Origin of the sequence: Bradyrhizobium sp. 1200_D9_N1_1, assembly GCF_052075915.1 — a bacterium.
Classification (GTDB): Bacteria; Pseudomonadota; Alphaproteobacteria; order Rhizobiales; family Xanthobacteraceae; genus Bradyrhizobium; species Bradyrhizobium diazoefficiens.
In genome coordinates this window covers 4,214,408-4,236,299 of sequence record NZ_CP197226.1, presented here as the reverse complement: position 1 = coordinate 4,236,299, position 21,892 = coordinate 4,214,408, and the positions used below count along the sequence as shown (strand labels likewise).

At 65.6% G+C, this 21,892-nt stretch carries 23 protein-coding genes, 1 tRNA gene and 1 pseudogene; 8 read left to right on the top strand and 17 right to left on the bottom strand.

Features of this window, described 5'->3' with window-relative positions; all coding sequences use genetic code 11:
- Nucleotides 1-379: 379 nt before the first annotated feature.
- On the top strand, nucleotides 380-2,215 hold the full coding sequence (locus AB5K84_RS20400; protein ID WP_110116303.1) for a D-alanyl-D-alanine carboxypeptidase: 1,836 nt from the start codon (nucleotides 380-382) through the stop codon (nucleotides 2,213-2,215).
- Between the two features lie 220 nt (nucleotides 2,216-2,435).
- Here the strand turns inward: AB5K84_RS20400 and AB5K84_RS20395 are convergent, their stop codons facing one another.
- Nucleotides 2,436-3,161 (bottom strand): DnaJ domain-containing protein, encoded by a 726-nt coding sequence (locus tag AB5K84_RS20395; protein WP_011087915.1) that lies wholly within the window; start codon nucleotides 3,159-3,161, stop codon nucleotides 2,436-2,438.
- Nucleotides 3,162-3,280: 119 nt separating this feature from the next.
- Here AB5K84_RS20395 and tehA point away from each other — a divergent pair, with 119 nt between their 5' ends.
- On the top strand, nucleotides 3,281-4,273 hold the full coding sequence (gene tehA, locus AB5K84_RS20390; RefSeq protein WP_171463776.1) for a dicarboxylate transporter/tellurite-resistance protein TehA: 993 nt from the start codon (nucleotides 3,281-3,283) through the stop codon (nucleotides 4,271-4,273).
- 4 nt (nucleotides 4,274-4,277) lie between these two features.
- Here the strand turns inward: tehA and AB5K84_RS20385 are convergent, their stop codons facing one another.
- The 3 genes from AB5K84_RS20385 to AB5K84_RS20375 form a co-directional block, all read right to left on the bottom strand.
- Nucleotides 4,278-5,027, bottom strand: coding sequence for a hypothetical protein (locus AB5K84_RS20385; protein ID WP_011087917.1), 750 nt, complete (start codon nucleotides 5,025-5,027; stop codon nucleotides 4,278-4,280).
- Between the two features lie 119 nt (nucleotides 5,028-5,146).
- On the bottom strand, nucleotides 5,147-6,007 hold the full coding sequence (locus AB5K84_RS20380) for an alpha/beta fold hydrolase (protein WP_011087918.1): 861 nt from the start codon (nucleotides 6,005-6,007) through the stop codon (nucleotides 5,147-5,149).
- Nucleotides 6,008-6,351: 344 nt separating this feature from the next.
- Entirely contained in the window at nucleotides 6,352-7,275 is a 924-nt protein-coding gene (locus AB5K84_RS20375; protein ID WP_060912532.1) for a division plane positioning ATPase MipZ, read from the bottom strand.
- 278 nt (nucleotides 7,276-7,553) lie between these two features.
- On the opposite strand from AB5K84_RS20375, the gene panC reads away from it, so the two are divergent.
- On the top strand, nucleotides 7,554-8,405 hold the full coding sequence (gene panC / locus AB5K84_RS20370) for a pantoate--beta-alanine ligase (RefSeq protein ID WP_060912533.1): 852 nt from the start codon (nucleotides 7,554-7,556) through the stop codon (nucleotides 8,403-8,405).
- Here the strand turns inward: panC and AB5K84_RS20365 are convergent.
- The 5 genes from AB5K84_RS20365 to AB5K84_RS20345 all read right to left on the bottom strand — a co-directional run bounded on the left by AB5K84_RS20365 (nucleotide 8,402) and on the right by AB5K84_RS20345 (nucleotide 11,532).
- Nucleotides 8,402-8,842, bottom strand: a complete 441-nt coding sequence (locus AB5K84_RS20365) for a DUF1489 family protein (protein WP_011087921.1) — start codon at nucleotides 8,840-8,842, stop codon at nucleotides 8,402-8,404. The genes panC and AB5K84_RS20365 overlap by 4 nt on opposite strands.
- A gap of 42 nt (nucleotides 8,843-8,884) precedes the next feature.
- On the bottom strand, nucleotides 8,885-9,871 hold the full coding sequence (locus AB5K84_RS20360; RefSeq protein ID WP_110116306.1) for a hypothetical protein: 987 nt from the start codon (nucleotides 9,869-9,871) through the stop codon (nucleotides 8,885-8,887).
- A gap of 151 nt (nucleotides 9,872-10,022) precedes the next feature.
- Nucleotides 10,023-10,226 (bottom strand): hypothetical protein, encoded by a 204-nt coding sequence (locus tag AB5K84_RS20355; RefSeq protein ID WP_011087923.1) that lies wholly within the window; start codon nucleotides 10,224-10,226, stop codon nucleotides 10,023-10,025.
- A gap of 187 nt (nucleotides 10,227-10,413) precedes the next feature.
- A complete protein-coding gene (locus AB5K84_RS20350) occupies nucleotides 10,414-10,782 on the bottom strand; it encodes a YidB family protein (protein ID WP_162603576.1) in 369 nt (122 codons plus the stop codon).
- A gap of 87 nt (nucleotides 10,783-10,869) precedes the next feature.
- Complete coding sequence (locus AB5K84_RS20345; RefSeq protein WP_038966379.1) at nucleotides 10,870-11,532, bottom strand: glutathione S-transferase family protein; 663 nt, start codon at nucleotides 11,530-11,532, stop codon at nucleotides 10,870-10,872.
- Nucleotides 11,533-11,656: 124 nt separating this feature from the next.
- Between AB5K84_RS20345 and AB5K84_RS20340 the strand changes: the two genes are divergently transcribed.
- Nucleotides 11,657-12,373, top strand: coding sequence for a DUF599 domain-containing protein (locus tag AB5K84_RS20340; protein ID WP_011087926.1), 717 nt, complete (start codon nucleotides 11,657-11,659; stop codon nucleotides 12,371-12,373).
- Between the two features lie 986 nt (nucleotides 12,374-13,359).
- A complete protein-coding gene (locus AB5K84_RS20335) occupies nucleotides 13,360-13,611 on the top strand; it encodes a hypothetical protein (RefSeq protein ID WP_028171482.1) in 252 nt (83 codons plus the stop codon).
- Between the two features lie 12 nt (nucleotides 13,612-13,623).
- Here AB5K84_RS20335 and AB5K84_RS20330 read toward each other — a convergent pair whose 3' ends face one another.
- The 4 genes from AB5K84_RS20330 to mgtE form a co-directional block, all read right to left on the bottom strand.
- A complete protein-coding gene (locus tag AB5K84_RS20330) occupies nucleotides 13,624-14,604 on the bottom strand; it encodes a hypothetical protein (protein WP_171463777.1) in 981 nt (326 codons plus the stop codon).
- A 149-nt stretch (nucleotides 14,605-14,753) separates the two neighbouring features.
- On the bottom strand, nucleotides 14,754-15,572 hold the full coding sequence (locus AB5K84_RS20325; RefSeq protein ID WP_011088005.1) for an aldo/keto reductase: 819 nt from the start codon (nucleotides 15,570-15,572) through the stop codon (nucleotides 14,754-14,756).
- A 130-nt stretch (nucleotides 15,573-15,702) separates the two neighbouring features.
- Nucleotides 15,703-16,005, bottom strand: coding sequence for a helix-turn-helix domain-containing protein (locus tag AB5K84_RS20320; RefSeq protein WP_011088006.1), 303 nt, complete (start codon nucleotides 16,003-16,005; stop codon nucleotides 15,703-15,705).
- Nucleotides 16,006-16,122: 117 nt separating this feature from the next.
- A complete protein-coding gene (gene mgtE / locus AB5K84_RS20315) occupies nucleotides 16,123-17,544 on the bottom strand; it encodes a magnesium transporter (protein ID WP_028171479.1) in 1,422 nt (473 codons plus the stop codon).
- A gap of 77 nt (nucleotides 17,545-17,621) precedes the next feature.
- Here mgtE and AB5K84_RS20310 point away from each other — a divergent pair, with 77 nt between their 5' ends.
- Nucleotides 17,622-18,428 carry a polysaccharide deacetylase family protein gene (locus AB5K84_RS20310; RefSeq protein ID WP_110116308.1) on the top strand — a complete coding sequence of 269 codons (807 nt, stop codon included), beginning with the start codon at nucleotides 17,622-17,624 and terminating at the stop codon, nucleotides 18,426-18,428.
- Between the two features lie 179 nt (nucleotides 18,429-18,607).
- Complete coding sequence (locus tag AB5K84_RS20305) at nucleotides 18,608-19,918, top strand: polysaccharide deacetylase family protein (RefSeq protein WP_060912537.1); 1,311 nt, start codon at nucleotides 18,608-18,610, stop codon at nucleotides 19,916-19,918.
- 3 nt (nucleotides 19,919-19,921) lie between these two features.
- On the opposite strand, the gene AB5K84_RS20300 is transcribed toward AB5K84_RS20305, so the two are convergent.
- Complete coding sequence (locus tag AB5K84_RS20300) at nucleotides 19,922-20,296, bottom strand: hypothetical protein (protein WP_011088010.1); 375 nt, start codon at nucleotides 20,294-20,296, stop codon at nucleotides 19,922-19,924.
- 292 nt (nucleotides 20,297-20,588) lie between these two features.
- Between AB5K84_RS20300 and AB5K84_RS20295 the strand changes: the two genes are divergently transcribed.
- Nucleotides 20,589-20,846, top strand: a complete 258-nt coding sequence (locus tag AB5K84_RS20295; protein WP_063194972.1) for a hypothetical protein — start codon at nucleotides 20,589-20,591, stop codon at nucleotides 20,844-20,846.
- On the opposite strand, the pseudogene AB5K84_RS20290 reads toward AB5K84_RS20295, so the two are convergent.
- The 3 genes and pseudogenes from AB5K84_RS20290 to AB5K84_RS20280 all read right to left on the bottom strand — a co-directional run.
- A pseudogene (locus tag AB5K84_RS20290) lies at nucleotides 20,810-20,989 on the bottom strand (isochorismatase family protein); the annotation flags it as partial. The gene AB5K84_RS20295 and the pseudogene AB5K84_RS20290 overlap by 37 nt on opposite strands.
- 327 nt (nucleotides 20,990-21,316) lie before the next feature.
- Nucleotides 21,317-21,401: transfer RNA gene (locus AB5K84_RS20285), tRNA-Leu, on the bottom strand.
- A gap of 184 nt (nucleotides 21,402-21,585) precedes the next feature.
- Complete coding sequence (locus AB5K84_RS20280) at nucleotides 21,586-21,828, bottom strand: FliM/FliN family flagellar motor switch protein (RefSeq protein WP_011088012.1); 243 nt, start codon at nucleotides 21,826-21,828, stop codon at nucleotides 21,586-21,588.
- Between the last annotated feature and the right edge of the window lie 64 nt (nucleotides 21,829-21,892).

Here is a 21,892-nt window from a genome sequence, read left to right as displayed (position 1 = left end):
TTTTCCCTGGCTCGCGTCGGGAAGCCCCGGCTCCCTGACTCTGCCCACAATTAGTGCAACGCACAAAAAAGTCAAGAATCTTGTGCGTCGCACAAAAACTAGATCCAAACCGAAGAGATTCCCGGGGTTTCCCGCAAGGGTTCCTTAAGCTTTTGGAAACCGCGGACCCCTACCTTGATTCCCTGGACGTGTTCAGCTTCCGCAAGCGGTCAAAAGCCGTTTGAGAACATCACCTTAGCCAGAATAGCGGCTCAGGTCCAACGTCCCCCGCGGCGAACACCAGCGGAGGGGCAGCCTGGGCAGGTAATGATCCCGGGTCCATTGGGCACAATTTCGCCTCACGGGCCGGTGATCAAGTCAGAAACGGGGACGGGGTTTCATGCTTCGTAAAAACTTGTCTTCCTCGCGCTTGGCGCGGGTCGGGGTTTTCGGGCTTCTTACGGTCACCACCGCGGTCATCTTCACCACCGATGCCGCCGAGGCGCGGCGTCACCGCCGCCACTACGCGCACCACCGGGTGCAGCGCGACGTGTCCGAGAGCTCCAGCCCGAAATTCGCGTCGATCATCGTCGACGGCAATTCCGGCTCCGTGCTCCAGGCAACGAGCCCCGACGGGATTCGCCATCCGGCGTCGCTGACCAAGATCATGACGCTCTATCTGCTGTTCGAGCGTCTCGAGTCCGGCAAGATGAAGCTCGACACCGAGATGCCGGTGTCGCAGCACGCCGCCGATCAGGATCCGACCAAGCTGAACCTGCGTGCCGGTCAGACCATCCGTGTCGAGGACGCGATCAAGGGTCTCGTCACCCGCTCCGCCAACGACGCAGCCGTGGTGATCGCGGAAGCGATCGCCGGCGACGAGGACGACTTCGCCCAGATGATGACGCGCAAGGCGCGTTCGCTCGGCATGTCCAAGACGGTCTACCGGAACGCCAACGGCCTTCCCAACGACGAGCAGGTCACGACCGCGCGCGATCAGGCCACGCTCGGCCGCGCCATCCAGGAGCGCTTCCCGCGCTACTACCGCTATTTCGCGACCTCGACGTTCAACTGGCGCGGCCAGTCGATCCGGAACCATAACCACCTGCTCGGCAGCGTCGAGGGCGTGGACGGCATCAAGACCGGCTACACCCGCGCCTCCGGCTTCAACCTCGTGACCTCGATGCGCCGCGGCAACCGCCACCTGATCGGCGTGGTGCTGGGCGGCCGCAGCGGCGGTTCGCGCGACGCCATCATGCGCAACCTGCTCGCGGAGAACCTCGACAAGGGCGCGACCAGCCACACCGTCGCCGCGGTTACCGAGCGTAGCGGCGCTGACGCCGCTGCCGAGGTCGCCGATGCGTCGGATACCCCGGCCCGCACCGCTCCGCAGGTCCAGGCCGCGGCCGCCCCTGCTCCCGAAGCAGCCCCGTCGCGTCTCGCCTCGCGCCTGTCCACGCTTGCGGCCGCCACCGCCGCAATGCCGCCCGCTCAGCCCAAGCCTGAAGCTCGGCCGACTGAATCCAAGATCGAGCCCGCGCCGCTCACCAATGGCGTGATCTCCAGCCAGCCGCTCTCGATCATCCCGGGCTCGTCCGAACCGATGAAGCCGGTCCGGGTCAAGACGGTGCAGGTCAAGGCCGGCACCGTGAAGGTCGCCTCCGCCGCCCCGTCGCAGGTCGCGCCGCAGATTACCAACACGGTTGCCTCCCGCTCCGACGTCGCGGAAACCTCCGGCGCCGTCGTCGCCCGGGCCGATCTGATCAACAAGCCCGAGATCCAGAGCCAACCGGAAGCGCCGAAGGCGGAAGTCGCCCGCACCGAGCTGCCACGCCAGCCGGCCGGCTTCGGCACCGGCAACGGCGTCCTCGGCGTGCTGCCGGCTGCGACCGCCGCCGCGCCCGCCCCGGTCGCTCCGAAGCTCGCCTCCGCCGACCCGGCGCCGCAGCCGATCCAGATGAGCGCCACCACCAAGCCGGTCGTCACGCACAGCGGCTGGATCGTCCAGGTCGGCGCGCTCGAGAGCGAGAACGAAGCCCAGCAGCGCATCGACGCAGCGCGCAGCTCGGCCCGCGGCCTGCTCAGCAAGGCCGATCCGTTCACCGAGCCTGTCGTCGCCAAGGACAATCGCAAGCTCTACCGCGCCCGCTTCGCCGGGCTCGAGCGGGATCAGGCCGAAGCCGTCTGCCGCGCCCTGAAGCGCGCCGACATCTCCTGCATCACCGTCCGCAACTGATCTCCCGCACCGTTCCGAAAAATGCCCGCGCCTTGCGCGGGCATTTTTGTTTTCGGCATGCGGCCAGCCAAAGTCGGTTCCGCGACAACCTCTCGTCAACGTTTTACGGTTAAATTTTTACTCAAGAGATCGGCCACGCCGAAATGGCGGGCATCGGGGCGACGACAGACAGAGCCAACGGAGATCACGCGGTACGGGCGTTTGTAGCGTAGTGCCGGAGTTAGCCGTTATGCGTGCGAAGCAGAGTATCCTTGGCCTCGTTTACCCGGGCAGCGAGATACGTCGAGCCCCCCTGGTCGGGATGGAGTTTCTTCATCAGGGACTTGTGGGCCCGGCTGATGTCGTCGCGCCCCGCTCCCGGCTGCAAGCCAAGGATCTGATAGGCCTCCTCCGTCGTCATTTTGCCGCTCGCCGCCGTGCGGCGCTGCCCCCCTGCCGCATCGCCCTGCGCGTTCTGACGCCAGGCGGGAAACCTGCGGTCCAGATAGCTTTCAAGTAAGGCCACGCTCTCGGCGTCGAACGCCGGGACCATCGCCAGCAGGCCGGCGAGATCGAACTCGTCGAGATCGCGCCCGGCGTGAGGCCCGGCAACGATCTGGCCTCCGAGTCGGCCGGAATCGTGATCGAGCCGCATGTCGAGGAATTGCGAGCGCACGCGCGAGGCCTGCCCGGGCGCAGGCGCCGCACCGCCACCGAACAGCCCGCCGATATTGCCGAAGCCGGCGTTCGTCAACGGCGTCCAGCCGAGCAGCCCGGCGCCGAAAATCCCGAGCGGGATCGCGACGGCCAGCTCGCCCCGCAAGCCCGTGAAGGCTGCGACCGCCAGCGCGACCACGCCGCCGCCGAACTTGATGGTGCGCGCCAGCACCGCCGGGTTGGCGGCGCGGAACATCTGAAGCAGCAGATACAGCGTGATAACGGCGACAGCGCCAGCGATCAGGGTCATGGGCGGAATATAGGCGCCCTGTTGTCAAAAAGCATGGCGTCCTTTCGCCCGTCGGCAATTGGCAGATGACATGGAACGCTGGCTTGCCCGATAGTCCGGCGCGACGATTGAGGGAGACAATGCGTAGCGGATTCAAGCCGCCGATCGTGCCGGCCGCCTTCTTCGGCATCGTGCTTGGCCTTGCCGGCCTCGGCAATGCCTGGCGCGCCGCGCATCAGGTCTGGCATTTGCCGGCGATCGTCGGCGAGATCCTGCTCGCGCTCGCCTCCATCGTCTGGGCGCTGCTGCTCGTTCTCTTCATCCTGCGCTGGATCCTCGCGCGCGCCGAGTCGCTCAGTGAAGCCCATCATCCGGTACAATGCTGCTTTATTGGTCTCGCCGGCGTCTCCACCATGCTGATCGCGATCGCGGCGGAGCCCTACTCGCACCTTGCCGCCGAGATCCTGTTCGGCCTTGGCGCGGCGTTCACGCTCGGCTTCGCGCTGTGGCGGACGGGGTTGTTGTGGCGCGGCAATCGCGATCACACCGCGACGACACCGGTCCTGTATCTGCCGACCGTTGCCGGCGGCTTCGTCACCGCGGCGGTTTCTTCGGTGCTCGGCTACCCAGATTGGGGACAGCTTGCCTTCGGCATCGCGCTGTTTTCCTGGCTCGCAATTGAATCCGTGCTGCTACATCGGCTCTACACGGTCGCGACACTTCCAGTCGCACTGCGGCCGACGCTCGGCATCCAGCTGGCGCCGCCCGCGGTCGGTGCCGTCGCCTATCTCGCGATCAATGGCGGCGTGCCCGACATGGTCGCGCATGTCCTCGTCGGCTACGGACTGATGATGGCGCTGCTGCTGCTTCGCCTGCTGCCGTGGATCATGGAGCAGCCGTTCTCGGTGTCGTACTGGGGCTTCACCTTCGGCGCCACCGCGCTTGCGATCGCACCGATCCGCATGGCCGGCCACGGCGACACCGGTGCGATCGCGCTGCTCGCGCCATGGCTGTTCGGAGCCGCCAACATCGTGGTCGGATTGATCGCGCTGGGCACGCTGCGCCTGATCCTGCAGGGACGCCTGCTGCCGCCGGTCGCAGCGCCGCTGCCAACGCAAGCCGCGCCAGCGTAACCTGCTACTTCATCTGGCCGATCAACTGGGCCGCACCGCTCGCGCTCTTGGCCAATTTCAGCAGCGCCTCGCGCCCGCCGGCGGCATAGGCCGCGGCCGCCCGCAACAGCTCGCGCAGCTGTGCCGCCGCGCCGGGATCAAAACGGCACCAGGCGCCGCCGGTCAGGCGCGCGATCTCGCGAAACGCCTGCTCGGCCACCGGGTCATGGCCTTCCTGGAACACGAAGACGGGCACCTTGAGCATACCGAGTTCGCCGGCCTTGGCGCAGAGCTCGTCAACCTTCTCCTCCATCGCATCGCCGACGAAGACCACGGCCCGCACGCCCGATGCGACCGCCTCGCGCCGCGCCTCGCTCAGCACCTTGCCGATCTGGGTGTCGCCGCCGCGGCAATCGATCTTGCTCATCAGCGTTGCGAGCCTGGCGCTGTCGGAGATCCACCCCGTGGCACGGCACTCGTTGAAGCCGCGATAGTAGACCAGCCGGATGTCGAGACTGCCGAGCGCCGCGGTCTCGCGAAACATGTCGGCCTGGAGCGCGCAGGCCATGTCCCAGGTCGGCTGCCGGCTCATCGTCGCATCCAGCGCGAAGATCAGCCGGCCTTTCGCGCCGGGAGCATGCGGTGACAGCGCACGCGCCTTGGCGACAAAGGCGGCGATATCGTCCGAGGTCGACGTCCCGGCCTGCGGCACCGCGCCGCCTGCTTGCGGCGAGACGGCATCGCGGCCGCGCGGTTTGATGGGTTCGCCCGACATCCCTTGGCCCTGCGTGAACGGCTAATGTGGTTAGCGCGTGCAGCCCGGTCAATGTGCAAAGCCTCCGCGGGCGAGCGCCAGCGGAGGCTTTGAAAGTCGTTTCTGACTATGACGAAACCTCAGCTCTTGGCAGGCGCCATCAGAGCGACCGGACCGGGCTCGAGAATCTTGGGTGGAGACGATTGCGTATCGACCGGCCCTACCTCGCTGTCAGTCGCGCTCAGGAATTTGTCGAGCATGCCTTGGATCGAGTTCTTGGCCACATCCGGACCGGTGTCGCGCATGTCGTTGTGCTGGAATTCGGTCTTCACGACCTGGATGCCGGCCTTCTCGCATTCCTCGTCGCTCGGGATCACGCCCGCATCGGTCTTGAACTGCGGATCGGTGGAGCGGAACGACAGGATCTTGAACTTGCCGGCGGTCACGAATGGCACGCGCAGATTGTCCAGCGTGACGACCTTCTTGACCTCATCCGGATACTGCTTGGCGAAGTACATCGTGATGTCGCCGCCCATGGAGTGGCCGACCATCGTCACCTTCTCGTAGTCGGCGTTGGGCTGAACCTTCTTCATCTCCTGCATCGCCAGGTGGATATTGGCCACGCCGCGCAGGATCTGCGGCAACCGGCCGACATAGAGCTCGCCGGGCTTGGTCACCATCGGAGGATCGGTCGGCAAATCATGCTGCGGGCTCACGACGAGGTAGCCGCGCGCAGCGAAAATGTTGGCAAGGAAGCCGTACTCGGTGTTCTTGACGGTGTTGCCATGGTTGATCACGGCGACAGGCATCGTGATCATGCCGGCATTGGCCTGCATTTCCTTGTCGCGACGGATCGCGATATCGACGGGCACGGGACGGTTGTCGCGCGAAGCGTCGTAGAAGGTGATGGTCTCGTGCCTGATGGCCCACTTGCTCGCCGTGAAATAGGCGATGCCGCAGAGGGCACTGACCGAAACCAGAACGGCAATTCCACGCTTCATTTTCGTCCTCAGCCTCAGGCTCTTGCGGCCTGAATCCCTGTTGAAAATCGTGTTCTTCCGGGGCTCTTCGGCCCCTGGTCGCCTATTCGCTAATATATGTCACAGCCGCGTGACAGGAAGGCCAAATATTGTGAACTGGCAGCCCTTTCATTGTGCGCCGCACACGTTTCTTGGGCATCCTCCTCTCATACGGCTACGTCAGGGTGCAGATCACCATCCGATGCAACCGGTCTCGATTGGGTTCAATTTCGCAGTAAACGTAGAGTGAAAACGGCCGAGGGCGGGCTCAGTTCCTGGGGGGGACCGGCTTATCAGGCCGCTGACAGTAGCGATATACCGCTAAATCAGGCGCCGAGGATGTCGTGGACCTCGAGCGGCTTGTCGACCTGGCTGAACCACTCGGCGCGGTTGGCCGCGCGGCGGCGGCCGCGCTCGTCGAGCGGCAGCTTGAGCTGGCGGAGCAGGCTCGTCACCTCTTCCCGCGCGGTGAGATGGCCGAGATTGGGCCGCATGCCGAGCGTCGCCTCGTCGATCTCGTCGAGCGCAGTGAGGCCGCGCGGGAAGAATTCGCGGTAGACGACGCGCTCGGCGAAACCGTCGATGTAGCGGAAGCCGAGCCGCAGCGACAAATCCTTCAAGCCGTCGGCGACAAGCTGCTTGTTGCGGGAGCCGAGCATGGACAGGCGGTTGCGCACCACGATCCAGTCGGTGCTCGAGCCGTCGAGCTGGCGACGCTTGCGCCTGACATCCCGCACCATCTCGGCATAGTGGCTCTCGCCGGTGACCGCATAGTTGGCGGGGTCGACGGTGCCGAGCACGTCGAAATCGAGGAAGCTGTCGTTGATCGGCGTGACCAGCGTGTCGGCCATCGAATGGGCGAGCCGCATCAGGTAGCTGTCGGTGCCGGGCGTATCGATGACGATGAAATCGAAACTGCTCTCGACCGCAGAGACCGCCTCCATGAACTGCTGGAACTCGGAGTTCTCGTTCTCGGCAATCTGCATGGTCTCGCCGAGCTTGATGCAGCGATGCACCGGCAGCTCGAGATCGAGCTTGGTGCGACGGGCCCAGGCGGCGCGGTTGTTGATGTAGTGGGTGAAGCTTTGCTGGCGGCAGTCGAGGTCGATGGTGGCAACGCGCTGACCGGCCTTCAGGAGCGCGACCGCGATGTGCAAGGCAGTGGTCGATTTGCCGGAGCCGCCCTTCTCGTTGCCCAGCACAACGACGTGCGCCGAGCCGGATTGGCCTTGGCTAGCCTGCACAAGCATGGTGATCCTCAACACCCCTAAGCAATATCTTCAAGTTGGCCGCGTCTGCGGTCAAGTGAAATGCGTGACAGGATAGCGAAATCACAGTGCGTTAGTCTTCATCATGATTTGCGTCGCCGCCCCGCGTCTGTGATTCAGCCCACAATGTCGCGACGTCGTGCGCGGCATTGCGCGGGATGCTGTGCCGCATCCGGATGCATGGCGTCCACGATCGCTGCTTGTTAAGGTTAGCCGGCTGCACGCCGCGCCCCACCCATCCCCAAGCCCCCTGAGTCCTGATGTCACGAAGCCCTCTGATCGCCCGCACGGTCCCTGCGCTCCGACGCGCCGCCGACAATCTTCGCAAGCGAAAGGCCACGATCGCGCTGGTCCCGACCATGGGGGCGCTCCATGACGGGCATGTGTCGCTGGTGCGCCTCGCCAAGCGGCGCGCCAGCCGCGTCGTAGTCTCGATCTTCGTCAACCCGACTCAATTCGCCCCGACCGAGGATTTCGGCGCCTATCCCCGAACCTGGAAGGCCGACATCGCCAAGCTCGCGGCCGAGGACGTCGACATCGTCTGGCACCCGGGCGTCGAGGCCATGTATCCGGAGGGCTTTGCTACCCGAATCGTGCCGGAGGGTCCGGCCCTGGCCGGCCTCGAGGATCGCTTCCGGCCCCACTTTTTCGGTGGCGTCGCCACCGTCGTCGGCAAGCTGTTCACGCAATGCCGGCCGGACTTTGCGATCTTCGGCGAGAAAGACTTTCAGCAATTGCGGGTGGTGACGCAGATGGCGCGGGACCTCGATCTCGGCGTCAAGGTGATCGGCTCCCGCACCGTGCGCGAGCGCGACGGGCTCGCGATGTCATCGCGCAACGTCTATCTCTCACCGCAGGAGCGGCAGACCGCGACCACGCTCTACCGCGCCATGAAGGACAGCGCCGGCCGCATCCGCGCCGGCGAGGCCATCGCGCCGGCGATGGCGCGCGGCGCCGCGACCATCAAGGCGGCCGGCTTCGTGCTCGACTATTTCGAGGCCCGCCACGCCGAGACGCTGGCACAGGTCACCTCGCGCAAGGACGGCCCCTTGCGGATCCTGGTCGCAGCCAAGCTCGGCACGACCCGGCTGATCGACAATATCGAGGTCTAGAGCAATCCGAGATCGCGCAGCTCGCGCCGCATCGGCTCCGGCATCGCCGCGATCGTGCCGGCGGCGGACTTGCCGAGATCGGGCGGTACGGAATCGTCCGCGAGATAGCGCCAGCCCTGGAACGGGCGCATCGGCCGCGGCGAGACCGGGATCACCTTCGGCTGCATCACGATCCGGCAGCGCCCGATGCCGTCCTTGTCGCGGAACGGCTCGATGCCGATGATCTTTTCGCGCGCGGCGATCTCGCCCTTGATGACCCAATAGAGCGACCCGCCCGAGAGGATCTCGGCGTCGCGCTTGGGCACCATTCGGGTGATGTGGATGTGATGTTGCGGCAGACCCTTCTTCTTGGCGGTCTGCATCCGTTCGGCCACCCACTCCTTCAATTCCTTGACGGAGTCGCAGCCGACGGCGAGCTTGATCAGATGGAGTGGCATGCCCCAGCATTAGCGGGCCGGCCGCAGGTTTTCAAAGCCGAACTATTCGTTATCCGCAGCCGCGGGAGCCGCAGCAGCCGGCGGCGGTGCCAGCGGAACCGGTGCAGCTGCCGGTGCGCGCGCAGCCTTCGGCGCCGGCGGCTTCTTCGCGGCCGGTGCCGCAGGCGCTGCGGCCTGCGCCGAGGTCGTGGCCGGCGCGCGCGGAGCCGGCGCTGCGTTCGCGGCCGGCGCGGCCTGGCGCGCCGTCGCTGTAGGCGGTTCCGGATTCATGATGCTCACCGGCGGCGTCGACGAGGCGCTTGGGAATTCAGCGTTGGTCGGCTTGCCCGTCGGCATCGACGGCGGCAGCGCGGCGAGCGCACCTGCGGCCGGTGCTGCCGCCGCGGGCGCGTTCCAGGTGGGCGCATAGCGTGCGACCAGCATGTCGTAGAGATGGGACTCCATGTTGGCGGCGACCTGCTGCTGATCGGTCAGCGAGCGGAAGGCGGCGCAATCGAACCGGGTGCAGCCGTCGCGGGCGATCAGCACCTGCGCGACGAGGCCGTAGCGATCGCGCTCCAGCGCCTTGCGCAGCACCTTCATGTCCAGCGTCAGGCTCTTGTCGACGGTCGCGGCGTCGCCGAGCGCGGTCAGCCGGTCGATCCTGGCGGCGGTGTAGGAGACGGCCGCGGCCGCCGCATCCGGCGAACCGAACAGCGCCTTCTCGCAGCCAATGGCCACGGCATCGCCGGCAAGATCGTCAAGGCAGGACAGTGCCGGCAGGCTCGCGGTAACAACGCCCTGCGCGCGCGCCTCGGCCGGAGCGGCCTGCCCGTCCGGTCCATAGAGGTGCGCCGTGGCAGCCACCGCGATGGCAATGGCAAGCAGCGTGATGACGGTCAGCGCACCGTTGGCAACCGATCTCTCGGCGCGCAGCAGCGTGATCATGAGGATCAATCCGAAGAAGCCCGCAGCCGCCAGCGTCATCCACATCGGGACGGCCGGCGAGCGCCAGATTTGGTCGAGCGACGAGGCCCATGCCCAGTTCATGCGCGACGTCCCCTCACGCGAGCAAAGAGCGAATGGTCAAAGCGAGCACCGTGAGCCGGCAACTGCCCCCGACCCACCTTGTGAAGGTGAAGCGGGCCTTTTGACGGCGAGCGCAGGAAATTCGTCCGCGACATCAACGGGCGGCGGTGCCTCAGGAGAGCGCGAGCTGGCTTTCCTTGGCGACCCGTTCGAAGGCTTCAGTCGAGCTCTTGATCCGGTACTGGCAGTCGTCACCTTCCGTCGGCAACAGGCGGATGATCTCATACGAGCCGCTGGCAGCCGGGCGCGCGACGTTGCTGGCCGTGAACAATACGCGCGTTCCAACGGGGAATTTGTGCTTCAACACCCTCTCCATTACTCAAACAACGCCTGCCTCGCCCATGGTCCCACTGCGATGGCCGGCCGGAAACCCAGCCGTTATATAGCACGCATGCGGCGTTTTTGGCCAGCCTCATGCGAGCATGGCAAACACACCAATCTTGAAGTCTTTTCAGGACGATAACGGGAACAGCGGGCCACGCTAATACCGCTGGAACCGGGCCTCAGGCGGTATGGGGCAGATGACCCTGCGGGCTGGCCTGGTCCACCGCCTTGGGCAGCTCCTGGGCCAGGATCTGGCCCAGCTGGTCAAGCGGGATGTTGTAGCGCGCAGCCAGCTGGCGGACGGTGTCGTTGCCGAGCACCGCGCGGAGCTGGTCGGCCGAGATCGGCAGGTTCTGGCCGTTGCCGAGCCAGGATTTGACCTGGTCACCGAACCCGGCCTGCTGAAGCTTGGCCACGATCGCGCTGAGGCCGCCCTGATTGTTGCTGCCGAGCACCTCGCTCAAGACGGCCGGCAGCACGGCGGCGCCGAGCTGGCCGAGCGCGCTGCGGAGCGCGGGGTTGTTTTCCAGCGAGTCCAGGATTCCCATGGCGTGCCCTCTTCCAAGCCGCAACTCGGTACGATTGAGCGCCGCCGGCTGGTGTATCGTCAAGCGGCGCCCGATCACATTCGCGGGTTACGCGTCCTCGAACTTCGCGATGACAAGCGTCTCGGCAAGCCCCTCGCGGGTCCATTCCTGGAATGCCGGCAGCGCCATCATCGTCTCCATGTAGGCCTTGGTATCCGGTGCCACCTCGATCGCGTAGGTGCGGAAGCGGTGCACGACCGGCGCGTACATCGCGTCCGCCGCGCCAAAGCGGCCGAACAGGAACGGTCCCCTGGCACCATGACGCGCCCGGCACTCGCGCCAGATCTCCTCGATGCGCGCAACGTTGGCCTTCGCATCGGCCGACAGCGCCACGGGGCGGATCGGCCGGTGCAGGTTCATGCCGCATTCGCTGCGCAAGGCGACAAAGCCGGAATGCATCTCGGCGCACACCGAACGGGCATGGGCGCGGGCCGCGGCATCATCGGGCCACAGCTTCACTTCCGGGTAGCGCTCGGCGATGTATTCGATGATGCTAAGCGAATCCCACACCGTGGTCTCGCCGTCGACCAGCACGGGCACCTTGCCGGCGCGGCTGAAGGACAGGATCTGCTCCTTGTCCGCGGGGTTATCCGTGTAGAGCGGGATCAGGGTCTCCACGAACGGGATGTCGTTGGCGCGCAGCGCGAGCCAGGGCCGCATCGACCATGACGAGTAGTTCTTGTTGCCGATGGCAAGTTTTAGTGCAGCCATGTCCACTGGTCCTTCCCAAGTCCTCTGGATGCGGCTGCTTTTAGCGCCATCGCCTGCCGTCAATCAATCGTTGCTGCGCCCGGCCTTGCGTGGCAATCGTTGCGATGCTCGCGAGGAGAGAGACATGAGCAGGCATTGGGTCGACATCACCGCCGTCGGCTTCTTCATCGTCGAATGGCTGGTCTATGCCCTGACCCTGGAACACTCGGCCTATGGCCGCGACAGCCTGTCGGCGCGCATGAACCGCTATCGCGAGGTCTGGGTGCGCCGGCTGCTCGACCGCGAGACGCGCATGGTCGACATGCAGATCATGGCCTCGCTCCAGAACGGCACCGCCTTCTTCGCCTCCACCAGCCTCATCGCACTCGGCGGCGCGCTGGCGCTGCTGCATGCGACCAACGACGCCATCACGATCCTGAGCAAGCTGCCGACCGACCTCAGCACCTCGCCCGCAATGTGGGAGCTGAAATGCGTCGGTCTCGTGCTGATCTGCGTCTACGCCTTCTTCAAGTTCGCCTGGGCCTATCGCCTGTTCAACTATGTCGCCATCCTGTTCGGCGGCATGCCGCCGGCATCCCAGCGCGACACGCCTGCGGCCGAAGCCCATGTCATCCGCACCACGCGCCTGTTCGAATCCGCCGGCCGTCATTTCAACCGCGGCCAGCGCGCCTTCTTCTTCGCGCTCGGCTATCTCGGCTGGTTCGTCAGCCCCTGGGTGCTGTTCGTGACCACGGCGGCCGTGGTGATCGTGACATGGCGCCGGCAATTCGCCTCGAGCGCATGGTCGGCGATGGCGCCGGAGATGGTGGATGGCGAGACGATGAGGAAGCGCGGTCATTGACCCCAACTCTCTCCACGTCGTCATTGCGAGCGCAGCGAAGCAATCCAGAGTCTTTCCGCGGAGGGATTCTGGATTGCTTCGCTGCGCTCGCAATGACGGAGCAAGGGGCGGCATCGCCATTCTCCAATCCGCATCTCAATTTGCAGACACGCCTTCACATCCTCGCGGCGTAATTCGCCCGAGCTTTGCTTCGTCGCTCTGCTCTCTTGAGCCAAGAGGGCGCAGGGAAGGCCGGGTGCTGATCTAGCACCCGCGGTCCGCTGCGCGAAAAGCACACGCAGGAAGAACCGCACAGCAGCATACAGGTGTAGCCAATCACTCGGCCTTCCCTGCGCAGTGGTTGGACGGCTTATGCCGTGCTCTCCCGGGAGCCGAGTTCCTGCTGGCCTCCCTCACTCTCGCGAAAGTCGCCGGCACCACGCCGGTTGACGTGAATGCCGCATCCGCAAGAGCTTGACCGTAGCAACGACGGCCAGGACCACACGGTTTTGCCGTACGCACGGCCCGCCATTTCGCCGCAGTTTTTCCAGCCCTGTCGACGGAGCCGAAAACTTACAGGCGAGACGAACCTGGCAGCGCCGCTCATCCGGCACGAAGTCTTGGGCTCACGGAGAGCAATCCGCCCTGCCCACGCCTCTCGCGCCCGACGCTGCCGCGTCCACCGCAAGCCCGGCTCGCGACACATGACGACCACACGATCGCCCCTCAAGGATGAGCCGGGATGGGCGACAAATACGATAAATCCGAATTTCGGTAAAGTGGAATATTTTCGGGAAAGAGGCTTGACTGCATTCGCGGTGTCTTGCCCGTCGGGTAATGGCTTGTTCTGGATGCCATTGAGAAACACAACGACGAGATCGTCGCCAGTGAACAGTCAGTGCGCGCTTCCATAGCGCCGCCGGCACTTCACCCAAGGTTGCAGGCAGCAGTTCGATGCGCTATAGGCGCGGCATTGAGAATACTCAAAGCATAATTCCGGGGGCGAAATGAACAAGCTGATGATCGCGGTTGCCGTAACCATTCTCGGAGCATCAACGGCCAAGGCGGCTCCACTTTACGAATGCGGCGGCGACCCGGCCTGCCAGGCCAAGCGCGACAGCATGTCTCGCGCCACATATGAGCGAAACATCAACCAGTGCCTCGCCTCGGCGGGCGCGACGCGCGAGCAGTGGCGAGCTCACGCAGTGCCGAAGCCCGCCGCCGACAAGGTCCGCGCCTGTCTCGCCGCGCGCGGATAGCCGCGAGGCAACTTATCCCCCGCCGAAATCCTGCGGCGTGAACGGCAGGTCCAACACCTTCCATTCCTCGTATTTGTCGGCCGGCAGCATCTTGTACGGCTGACAGGCCTGGAGCGCGCTCGTCGCCGACTTCACGATGGCCACGCCCTTCGCGGATGGCGGGGCTTCGATCAGGATCGGCGGGCGCGCCAGCGTGCCGTCGGTGGCGAACACCGCGCGCAGCTTGATGCGCACCGGGTCGGTCGGCGCGACACCGGCCGGCAGTTTTGCGCAGCTCCTGAGGCGCCGACGAAGCTCGGCAATGACCTCGGGCGGCAGCTTGGCTCCGATGGAATCCTTGGCATCGCCGCCGTCATCCCTCGGCGCGTCTTTCGGCTCGACCGGCAGTTCCGGCGGCAGGCCCAGCATCACGCCGTATTTGACGGTGACGTCGGGCTCGGGGGCCTGATAGGCCGGAGGCGCGGCCTGCGGCTGCGGCACCGCTTGCGAGGGCTGCGGCGCGGGCTGAGGTTGCGACTGCGGCAGCGGCTGTTGCGGCGGCAACTGCGACGGCTGTGGTTGCGGTTGCTGGGGCTGCTGCGGCTGCGCGGTGGCCTCACGTTGCTTCGGCGTCTGTGAGGGTTGCGGCTGCGGCTGTTTCTGCTGCGTCGGCTGCTCCGGTTCGGGCGACGCTTTCTGCTGCGATGATTGCGAGGCAGCCTGCTGCTTGGCGTCCGGCTTCGCCGCTGCATCCGCCTTGTCGGTGACGTCCAGCTTCGGCAGTCTCAGCTCGGGGGTCGGGGTCGGCTCCGGCGCTTTCTCCTTTGCGGCCTCCTCCGCCTTCGTCTCCTGCTCCTTGACCTGCTCCGGCGTGACGATGTCGACCGCAACAGCTTCGGGCGGCGCGGCATGGAACGGATGGACCTCGCTGATCACGATGATCAGCGCCACCAGCGTCAGATGCGCGATCGCCGACGCCGCAATGTCCGTCCGTATGATCTTCCGCAGTTCCATCGCCCGGTCTTGGGTTGCCGCCCTGCTCCTAAAGCGCGATGAGGTTAGGATCAACCGTCATCCCGCTTTAGGCTCTTGTTCGAGCATGATCTTATCGGAAAACCGCTTCGCACTTTTCCGGATCATGCTGGGCATACGGCAGCCCGCCCTCAATCCCATTTTGGCGCGAAGCCAAAGTCGGTCAGGCGGCCCTTGGGATTGGCCAGCGCGGCGATCCGGGCCATCTCGTCGTCGGAGAGCTCGAAATCGAAGATCTCGATGTTCTCCGACAGACGCTCGATGCGCGAGGTGCGCGGGATCGCTGCGACGTTCTGCTGCACGAGCCAGCGCAGGCAGACCTGCGCCGGCGTCTTGCGATGCGCCCGCCCGATCCCGGCGAGCGTCTGGTCGGTCTTGATACGCCCCCTGGCGATCGGGCTGTAGGCGACCAGCGCGAGCCCATGCTGGTCGCAGGCCGCCCTCACCTTGGCCTGGTCCAGATAAGGGTGAAATTCGACCTGGTTGCAGACGAGCGGCTCCGGCGACAGCGCGACCGCCTGCTCGATCAGCGCCACCGTGAAATTGGAGACGCCGATGTGACGCGTCAGGCCCATTTGCCTGGCATGCGACAGCGCGCCCAGCGTCTCCGCCAGCGGCACGTGCGAATTGGGCCAGTGCAGCAGCAACAGATCGACGGAGGGAAGCCGCAGCCGCGCAAGGCTCTCCTTCACCGACCGTTCGAGGTCGTTGGGCGCGAAATGGTTGGTCCAGACCTTGGTGGTGAGGAAGACGTCGTCGCGGCGCACGCCGGAGGCGCGCACGCCATCGCCGACCTCGCGCTCATTGTCGTAGACCTGTGCGGTGTCGATGTGGCGGTAGCCGAGCCGCAGCGCCTGCTCGACCACGCGCGCGCATGGCCGCCCGCTCAACTCCCAGGTCCCGAGCCCGATCGCCGGGATCCTTGCGCCATTGGCCTCGACGAACAGCATGAGGAATCCTCTCTGTTGCGGTCGCCCCAAATACCATCAGGCATCATTATGGACCGGGTCCGGGAGGCTGCCAACGGAGGCCGCTGCAACCGGGCCGGTTATTCAGCGCAATGCTAATGGGAGGTTCGCGTCATGCTTTGGCAAGCGCCTGGAACACGGTGTCGGGCGCATGCGCGATCACGGCAAGCAGCGCGCGGGCCGGTCCCCGCGGGGCGCGCTTGCCCTGCTCCCAGTTGCGGATGGTCTCGACGGGAACGCCGAGCTTGGCGGCGAACTCCATCTGGGTCAGGCAGGCGCGGCGGCGCAGGTCGCGCACCGCGAGCGAGCCGGTGTCGGCCGGCGCGGCATTGGCCGTGGGCTGGACCGGAAATTCCTGCCCGTCCCGCAACTCGACGATCCGTCCGTCCGCCTTCAGCCGCAACCGCATGTTCATTCCCCAGGCCCGGGCGATGATGCGTCAGGTCGCTTAAGTTCGGATTAAAGATGATGGCGGGCCGTCACTCCGGGGCGTGCGGAGCGCGAGCCCGGAATGACGGAGCGAAGACGAGAGCTACCTCAACCCGAACCACAAGGTCGCAATCCCGAGGAAGGAGAAGAACCCGACCACATCGGTCACCGTCGTCACGAACGTCCCTGACGCCACCGCCGGATCGGCCCGGACACGTTCGAGCGCCATCGGGATCAGGATGCCGCCGAGCGCGCCGGCGACGAGGTTGCAGATGATCGCAAGCCCGATGACGATGCCGAGGCCGGGGATCTTGAACCAGGCCACCGCGGCAATGCCCGTGATCACGGCGAAGGCCAGGCCGTTGACGAGGCCTACCAGGCCTTCGCGCATCACCACGCGCCAGGCATTGGAGGAGCCGAGCTCGCGGGTCGCGAGCGCCCTCACCGCGACCGTCATGGTCTGGGTCGCGGCGTTGCCGCCCTGGCTCGCCACGATCGGTGCGAGCACCGCAAGCGCCACCATCTTTTCCAGCTGGCCCTCGAACAGGCCGAGCACGGAGGACGCCAGGAAGGCGGTGGCGAGATTGACCAGCAGCCAATTGAACCGCGCCCGGGCAATGGTGAACACGGTGTCCGACAGCTCTTCGTCGCTGGTGACGCCGCCGAGCGCCTTGAGGTCTTCGTCCGCCTCTTCCTCGATGACGTCGACGACGTCGTCCACGGTGATGACGCCGACCAGGCGATCCTGGGTGTCGAGCACGGGAGCTGCGACGAGATTGTACTTGCCGAACATGCGCGCCACCTCCTCCTGGTCCTCCAGGACGGAGACGCGACGGCGATTCTCGTCGGTCAGCTCGGCAAGCGCCACCGGGCGGCGGGCGCGGAGCAGCACGTCGAGCGAGATCGCGCCCTGCCAGTGCTGGTCCTTGTCGACGACATAGATCTCGTAGAAGCGGTCGGGCAGATCCGGCGTCTCGCGCATGTAGTCGATCGCCTGCCCCACGGTGAAATCCTGGGGCACGGCGATGAACTCGGTCTGCATCCGGCGGCCGGCGGAATTTTCCGGATACAGCAGGCTGCGCTCGAGCGCGACGCGCTCCCGCATGGGCAGCTTCTCGAGGATCTCCTCCTGCTCGGCCTCGTCGAGGGTCTCCAGCAGCTCGACCGCATCGTCGGATTCGAGCTCGCGGACGCCTTCCGCGACCGTCTCCGGCGGCAGCTCATCGAGGATCTCCTCGCGGACGCTCTCGTCGACTTCGTTCAGCGCCGAAAAGTCGAAGTCGCGGCCCGTGAGCTCGACCAGGCGGACGCGGTCGTCGGGCTCCAATGCGCCGATGAGATCGCCGAGATCGGCCTCGTGCAGCTCGGCAACGCAGGCGCGCAGCGCAGCGCTGTCGCCGGCCTCGATCGCACGGGCAATTTCCTCGACGAATTCATGACGAATTTCGCCGTCTTCATTGCGCATCGGCACGTGGTCGAGTACCGAGGCCGCAGCGGATGGAGCACCGTCCATATGTTCATCCATGGTGCGCCTCGCCGTTTGACAGGTTGGTGGTCTGAGCTGATGGTTCAGGCAATACCCACAAGGCAACTCCGAGCGCAATGGCAAAGATGCTTCGGCTGAAATGGACATCGATGTCGGCGGGCGCGGTGCTCGCGGCCCTCGCCGGCATCGCCTCGACTGAAGCCGCCGAGTGCCCGCGCAAGGATGCGCTCGGCACCTCGCGCATTCTGAGCGTCGACGCCAGGACCACGCCGCGCGTGGGCTTGAAGAGCTTTCCGCAGACGCTGCCGCTCGCCGATCACGAGGTCGTGCTGACCTTCGACGACGGCCCCTATCCGCCGACGACATCGAAGGTGCTGGCGGCGCTGGCGCAGGAATGCGCGCGCGCGACCTTCTTCCTGATCGGCCTGCACGCCTCCGAACACCCTGACGTGGTCAAGCGCATCGCGCGCGAGGGCCACACCATCGGCCATCACACCTGGTCGCACCCATTCATGGCGCGGATCCCGCTCGACAAGGCCAAGGCCGAGATCGACCGCGGCATCGCCGCCGACGAGATGGCGCTGCACGGGACCTCGACCACGACGCCCTCGACGCCGTTCTTCCGCTTCCCCTATTTCGAGGCGACGCAAGCCGAGCTCGACCTGCTCCAGTCGCGCGGCATCGTCGTGTTCGGCGCCGACCTCTGGGCCAGCGACTGGAACGAGATGACGCCGGAGCAGGAACTGAAGCTGATCGCCGAGCGGCTCGCCGCGGCCGGCAAGGGTATCATCCTCTTCCACGATCCCAAGGCGCGCACGGCCGCGATCATGCCGGCCTTCCTGCGGTATCTGAGGGAGAACGGCTACCGGGTGGTTCACGTCGTCCCGGCGGGCGCAGCGCAGAAGAATGCCGATACGCGCTGATGCCGGAATGTCACGCCGTCGCAAAATGGGGTGATTTAGGGCCTATTAACACTCTGTTCATGCTACGCCGTGCAAGTATTGAAGCGGACTCGTCGTGGGGAAGGTTCTTGTGCCTGAACCGTTTCCTGATGTCTCCGACCTACTATGGCGACAATCGCGTATGAGGGCAGACGGGATTCATGATCGGAAGTAGCGTTGTTGTTCGGACGCGATCGTGGATCGTCCTTTGTTTGGGCTTGCTGACCGTTGGCGCACCGGCGGCCCTTGCAGCCGACTGTCCCGGCCACCCGGACGCGCTCGGGACCTCCCGCACCCTCGTGGTCGATCCGCACGAGCATCCGCGCATCGGCACGATGCAGTACCGCGAAACGCTGCCGCTGAAGGACCACGAGGTCGTCCTGACCTTCGACGACGGTCCGCTGCCGAAATATTCCAACCAGGTGCTCCAGATCCTCGCCGACGAGTGCATCAAGGCGACCTTCTTCATCATCGGCGGCCAGGCCAAGGCGAACCCGGAAGGGGTGCGCAAGCTTGTCGCGGCGGGCCACACCGTCGGCACGCACAGCATGAACCATCCGCTGACGTTCGACCGGATGGGAATCGAAAAATTCGAGCCCGAGATCAACGGCGGCATCGAGTGGACTTCGGCCGCGATGACCGATCCGTCCAAGCTCGCGCCGTTCTTCCGCATTCCCGGCCTGATGCGCGCCGAGGGCGTCGAGAACTATCTGATCTCGCGCGGCATCCAGGTCTGGAGCGCCGATTTCCCCGCCGACGACTGGCGGCACGTGTCGTCCGACCGCGTCTACCAGCTCGCGATCCAGCGGCTGGAGGCCAAGGGCAAGGGCATCCTGCTGCTGCACGACATCCAGGCCCGCACGGTGGCGGCGCTGCCCAAGATCATCCGCGATCTCAAGGCGCGCGGTTATCGCATCGTGCATGTGGTGCCCGCAACCGCGGACCGCCCGGCGACGCCGACCACGCCGGTGGAATGGCTGCTGCATCCGCCGACCGAGACCGTGCCGATCGCGCGCTGGCCGGCCGTGCCGAACTTCGTATTCACGCAGACCCAGACGCTTCCGGCGCCCTCGCTTGCCGATCTCAATGGGCAGACCGGGCATCAGCCGCTGCTGCCGCGCCGGACCATGGCGCAGGCGAACGTCGCCGCCACCCTGCCCGTGCCCGACCGCGATCTCTTCGCGATTCCCGAGGGCTCGATCGAGGTCTTGCTGTCCACGACGCTGTCGCGGCGGGCCGCGACACGGCTGGCGATGGCGGCCGAGACGCCCCGTGCGGCCACGAGCAAGGCTGCCAAGTCGCAGGCGCGCCGCACCGCCCAAGCGGCACACGGCGCACCGAAGCATGCCGCGCAGGCCAAGGGCACGGCCCCCAGGAGCGCTGCCCCCAAGAACGCTGCTCCCAAGAGCACTGCGCAGAACGCCGCGCCGCGTCCGACCCGCGTGGCCAGCCTGAAGAAGCGCGCGCAGTAAGCTCTACTGCCGCATGATGTTGGCGACGCAGAGCAGCACGATCAGCGCCAGGAAGAACAGGTCCATATAGGACTTGAGCTCGCCGTCGCGGCGCAGCCGCGCAACGTCGGTCACGATCTGCTTGCGCGTCGAGGTTCCGCCAGCGCCATCGTTGATCGGGGCCTGAAGGCGCTTGGTCTCGGCTTCGAGCTTCTCGATCTTCTGGAAGAAGTAGAACGCACGCAGCGTCGAGGCCGCGCGCATGCCGGTGTAGACCAGCACCAGGATCGCGACGATCGCCCGGTTTTGATATTTCTCCAGGAAGTTGAGGCTGAAATAGACCATCGCCATGAACGCGAAATTGGTCACGAAGCGGTAGACGAAGCTTAGAAAGACCATGCTGGCTCCAGCCCAGAGAGATGCGCGCAACCGGATCGTGCTGCGCGTTCAGCGATTATGGGACACAGGCCGGAACAGCCGGCCCGAATGCCGCGCGGGCCCGTCTACGCCAACTTCGTTTCAACAAAGATACCATCGCCCTCAACTCGCCGCCTTTTAGCCACGCGCGGCCATAATGCAAGCCGGGCCACGACGGCCGGCCTGTTCCGCACACGGATGTCCGCAACGCTCAATGGCGATCTGGCGGGAGTCGCGATAGACTGCGGCTCGCCGCCATATGTGGGGTCTGCCGATGCCGAAGAAGGGAATCACGGGCCACGACGACTGGGTTCTGACCGAAGCTCTCGCGACGGCGCTGGTCGCGCTGGAGCAGCTTGAGCCAAAGCACCAGCCGAACGCGCATATGGACGACATCCGCAAGATGCTTGCGAACGGCAAGGAGCCGGCGGCGGTGAGCCTGCACCTCGCCCAGGCCAAATGCCGCCTGTTTCCCGATCTCGACCCGCTGGAGATCTACCGCGAATACGGCATCGGCGAGGAATATGGCTGAGAGTGGCGGATCATCACCCTACTCCCGCCCGCATCGTGTCCGACATCGGACGAGCTGCACAGCGCGTCCTCGACGATGACGACCCTGAAGCCGAGATCGACAGCGCTCAGGACCGTGGACAGGGCGCAGACGTCCGTCTCCGCCCGGATGTCGGCAACTTCCGACGCGCTGTCCTCGTCGTCCTCCACCTTCAAACGCATGGCCGCGCGACGGCACGCGGCGAGCACATCGGCTGTCATGCGCGTCCGACAGCCGTCGTTCCGCGGTCATCCGCGGTGGGCGAAGCCCCGCGCCATCAGCGCGCTCCATCACGCCGGCGAATCGCGGGATCGATTGACGGTGTCAGCGATCGGACCGGTCACGCGACGGCCCGACCGACGCAAGCGGCGCGCGGAAGAGGACCGGCGTGATGCCAGTCCCGGGTCTACATCAGAAAAACTTCAGGGATTTCAAAGCCAAGTTCGGCCTTGTGGTGCGCTCGGAGGGACTCGAACCCCCACGATTTTACTCACTGCCACCTCAAGGCAGCGCGTCTACCAGTTCCGCCACGAGCGCTTTGGGGATGCCGGCCTGAGGCTTGAGGGCCGGCCGGATCAACGGCGCCGATCTAACAAATCCATCAGAGGGGTACAAGCCTGCAAAAGCCCAGAATTCCACAAGCTTGGCAGGAAAGTTCCGGCCCCTCCCCGCAGGATCGGCATTTACCGCATGCCCGGGCCGCTACGGCGTGCCCAGGCCGCTACCGCGTGCCCGGCGTGCGTGGCAGCATCTGCTTGACCTCGACCGCGATCCGGTTGCGGTCGACCAGCACGACGCCGGAGGCGACCGGCAGGTTGTTGGCCAAAACCTTGACCTCGTCGGCCTCGGTTGCGTCCAGCTCGATGATGGCGCCGCGGGAAAGACGTAATACCTGATGGATCGGCATGGTGGTCGTCCCGAGGACGACCATGAGATCCACGGTGACTTTATCGAGAGTGGGCACTGTCGGGACCGCCGCAACTTGAGACTGGCATTTGCGCCTGCAATCATCACCACGTTATGGTTAG

What these genes read in the sequence shown, in the direction of transcription:
- AB5K84_RS20340 (WP_011087926.1), top strand. Translation starts at nt 11,657, where the DNA reads ATGAGCAGGCATTGGGTCGACATCACCGCCGTCGGCTTCTTCATCGTC.
- AB5K84_RS20305 (WP_060912537.1), top strand. Translation starts at nt 18,608, where the DNA reads ATGATCGGAAGTAGCGTTGTTGTTCGGACGCGATCGTGGATCGTCCTT.
- AB5K84_RS20345 (WP_038966379.1), bottom strand. Translation starts at nt 11,532, where the DNA reads ATGGCTGCACTAAAACTTGCCATCGGCAACAAGAACTACTCGTCATGG.
- AB5K84_RS20335 (WP_028171482.1), top strand. Translation starts at nt 13,360, where the DNA reads ATGAACAAGCTGATGATCGCGGTTGCCGTAACCATTCTCGGAGCATCA.
- AB5K84_RS20325 (WP_011088005.1), bottom strand. Translation starts at nt 15,572, where the DNA reads ATGCTGTTCGTCGAGGCCAATGGCGCAAGGATCCCGGCGATCGGGCTC.
- AB5K84_RS20385 (WP_011087917.1), bottom strand. Translation starts at nt 5,027, where the DNA reads ATGTCGGGCGAACCCATCAAACCGCGCGGCCGCGATGCCGTCTCGCCG.
- panC (WP_060912533.1), top strand. Translation starts at nt 7,554, where the DNA reads ATGTCACGAAGCCCTCTGATCGCCCGCACGGTCCCTGCGCTCCGACGC.
- AB5K84_RS20400 (WP_110116303.1), top strand. Translation starts at nt 380, where the DNA reads ATGCTTCGTAAAAACTTGTCTTCCTCGCGCTTGGCGCGGGTCGGGGTT.
- AB5K84_RS20365 (WP_011087921.1), bottom strand. Translation starts at nt 8,842, where the DNA reads ATGCCACTCCATCTGATCAAGCTCGCCGTCGGCTGCGACTCCGTCAAG.
- AB5K84_RS20380 (WP_011087918.1), bottom strand. Translation starts at nt 6,007, where the DNA reads ATGAAGCGTGGAATTGCCGTTCTGGTTTCGGTCAGTGCCCTCTGCGGC.
- AB5K84_RS20330 (WP_171463777.1), bottom strand. Translation starts at nt 14,604, where the DNA reads ATGGAACTGCGGAAGATCATACGGACGGACATTGCGGCGTCGGCGATC.
- AB5K84_RS20375 (WP_060912532.1), bottom strand. Translation starts at nt 7,275, where the DNA reads ATGCTTGTGCAGGCTAGCCAAGGCCAATCCGGCTCGGCGCACGTCGTT.
- AB5K84_RS20295 (WP_063194972.1), top strand. Translation starts at nt 20,589, where the DNA reads ATGCCGAAGAAGGGAATCACGGGCCACGACGACTGGGTTCTGACCGAA.
- tehA (WP_171463776.1), top strand. Translation starts at nt 3,281, where the DNA reads ATGCGTAGCGGATTCAAGCCGCCGATCGTGCCGGCCGCCTTCTTCGGC.
- AB5K84_RS20355 (WP_011087923.1), bottom strand. Translation starts at nt 10,226, where the DNA reads ATGGAGAGGGTGTTGAAGCACAAATTCCCCGTTGGAACGCGCGTATTG.
- AB5K84_RS20320 (WP_011088006.1), bottom strand. Translation starts at nt 16,005, where the DNA reads ATGAACATGCGGTTGCGGCTGAAGGCGGACGGACGGATCGTCGAGTTG.
- AB5K84_RS20300 (WP_011088010.1), bottom strand. Translation starts at nt 20,296, where the DNA reads ATGGTCTTTCTAAGCTTCGTCTACCGCTTCGTGACCAATTTCGCGTTC.
- AB5K84_RS20310 (WP_110116308.1), top strand. Translation starts at nt 17,622, where the DNA reads ATGGCAAAGATGCTTCGGCTGAAATGGACATCGATGTCGGCGGGCGCG.
- AB5K84_RS20350 (WP_162603576.1), bottom strand. Translation starts at nt 10,782, where the DNA reads ATGGGAATCCTGGACTCGCTGGAAAACAACCCCGCGCTCCGCAGCGCG.
- AB5K84_RS20360 (WP_110116306.1), bottom strand. Translation starts at nt 9,871, where the DNA reads ATGAACTGGGCATGGGCCTCGTCGCTCGACCAAATCTGGCGCTCGCCG.
- AB5K84_RS20395 (WP_011087915.1), bottom strand. Translation starts at nt 3,161, where the DNA reads ATGACCCTGATCGCTGGCGCTGTCGCCGTTATCACGCTGTATCTGCTG.
- mgtE (WP_028171479.1), bottom strand. Translation starts at nt 17,544, where the DNA reads ATGGATGAACATATGGACGGTGCTCCATCCGCTGCGGCCTCGGTACTC.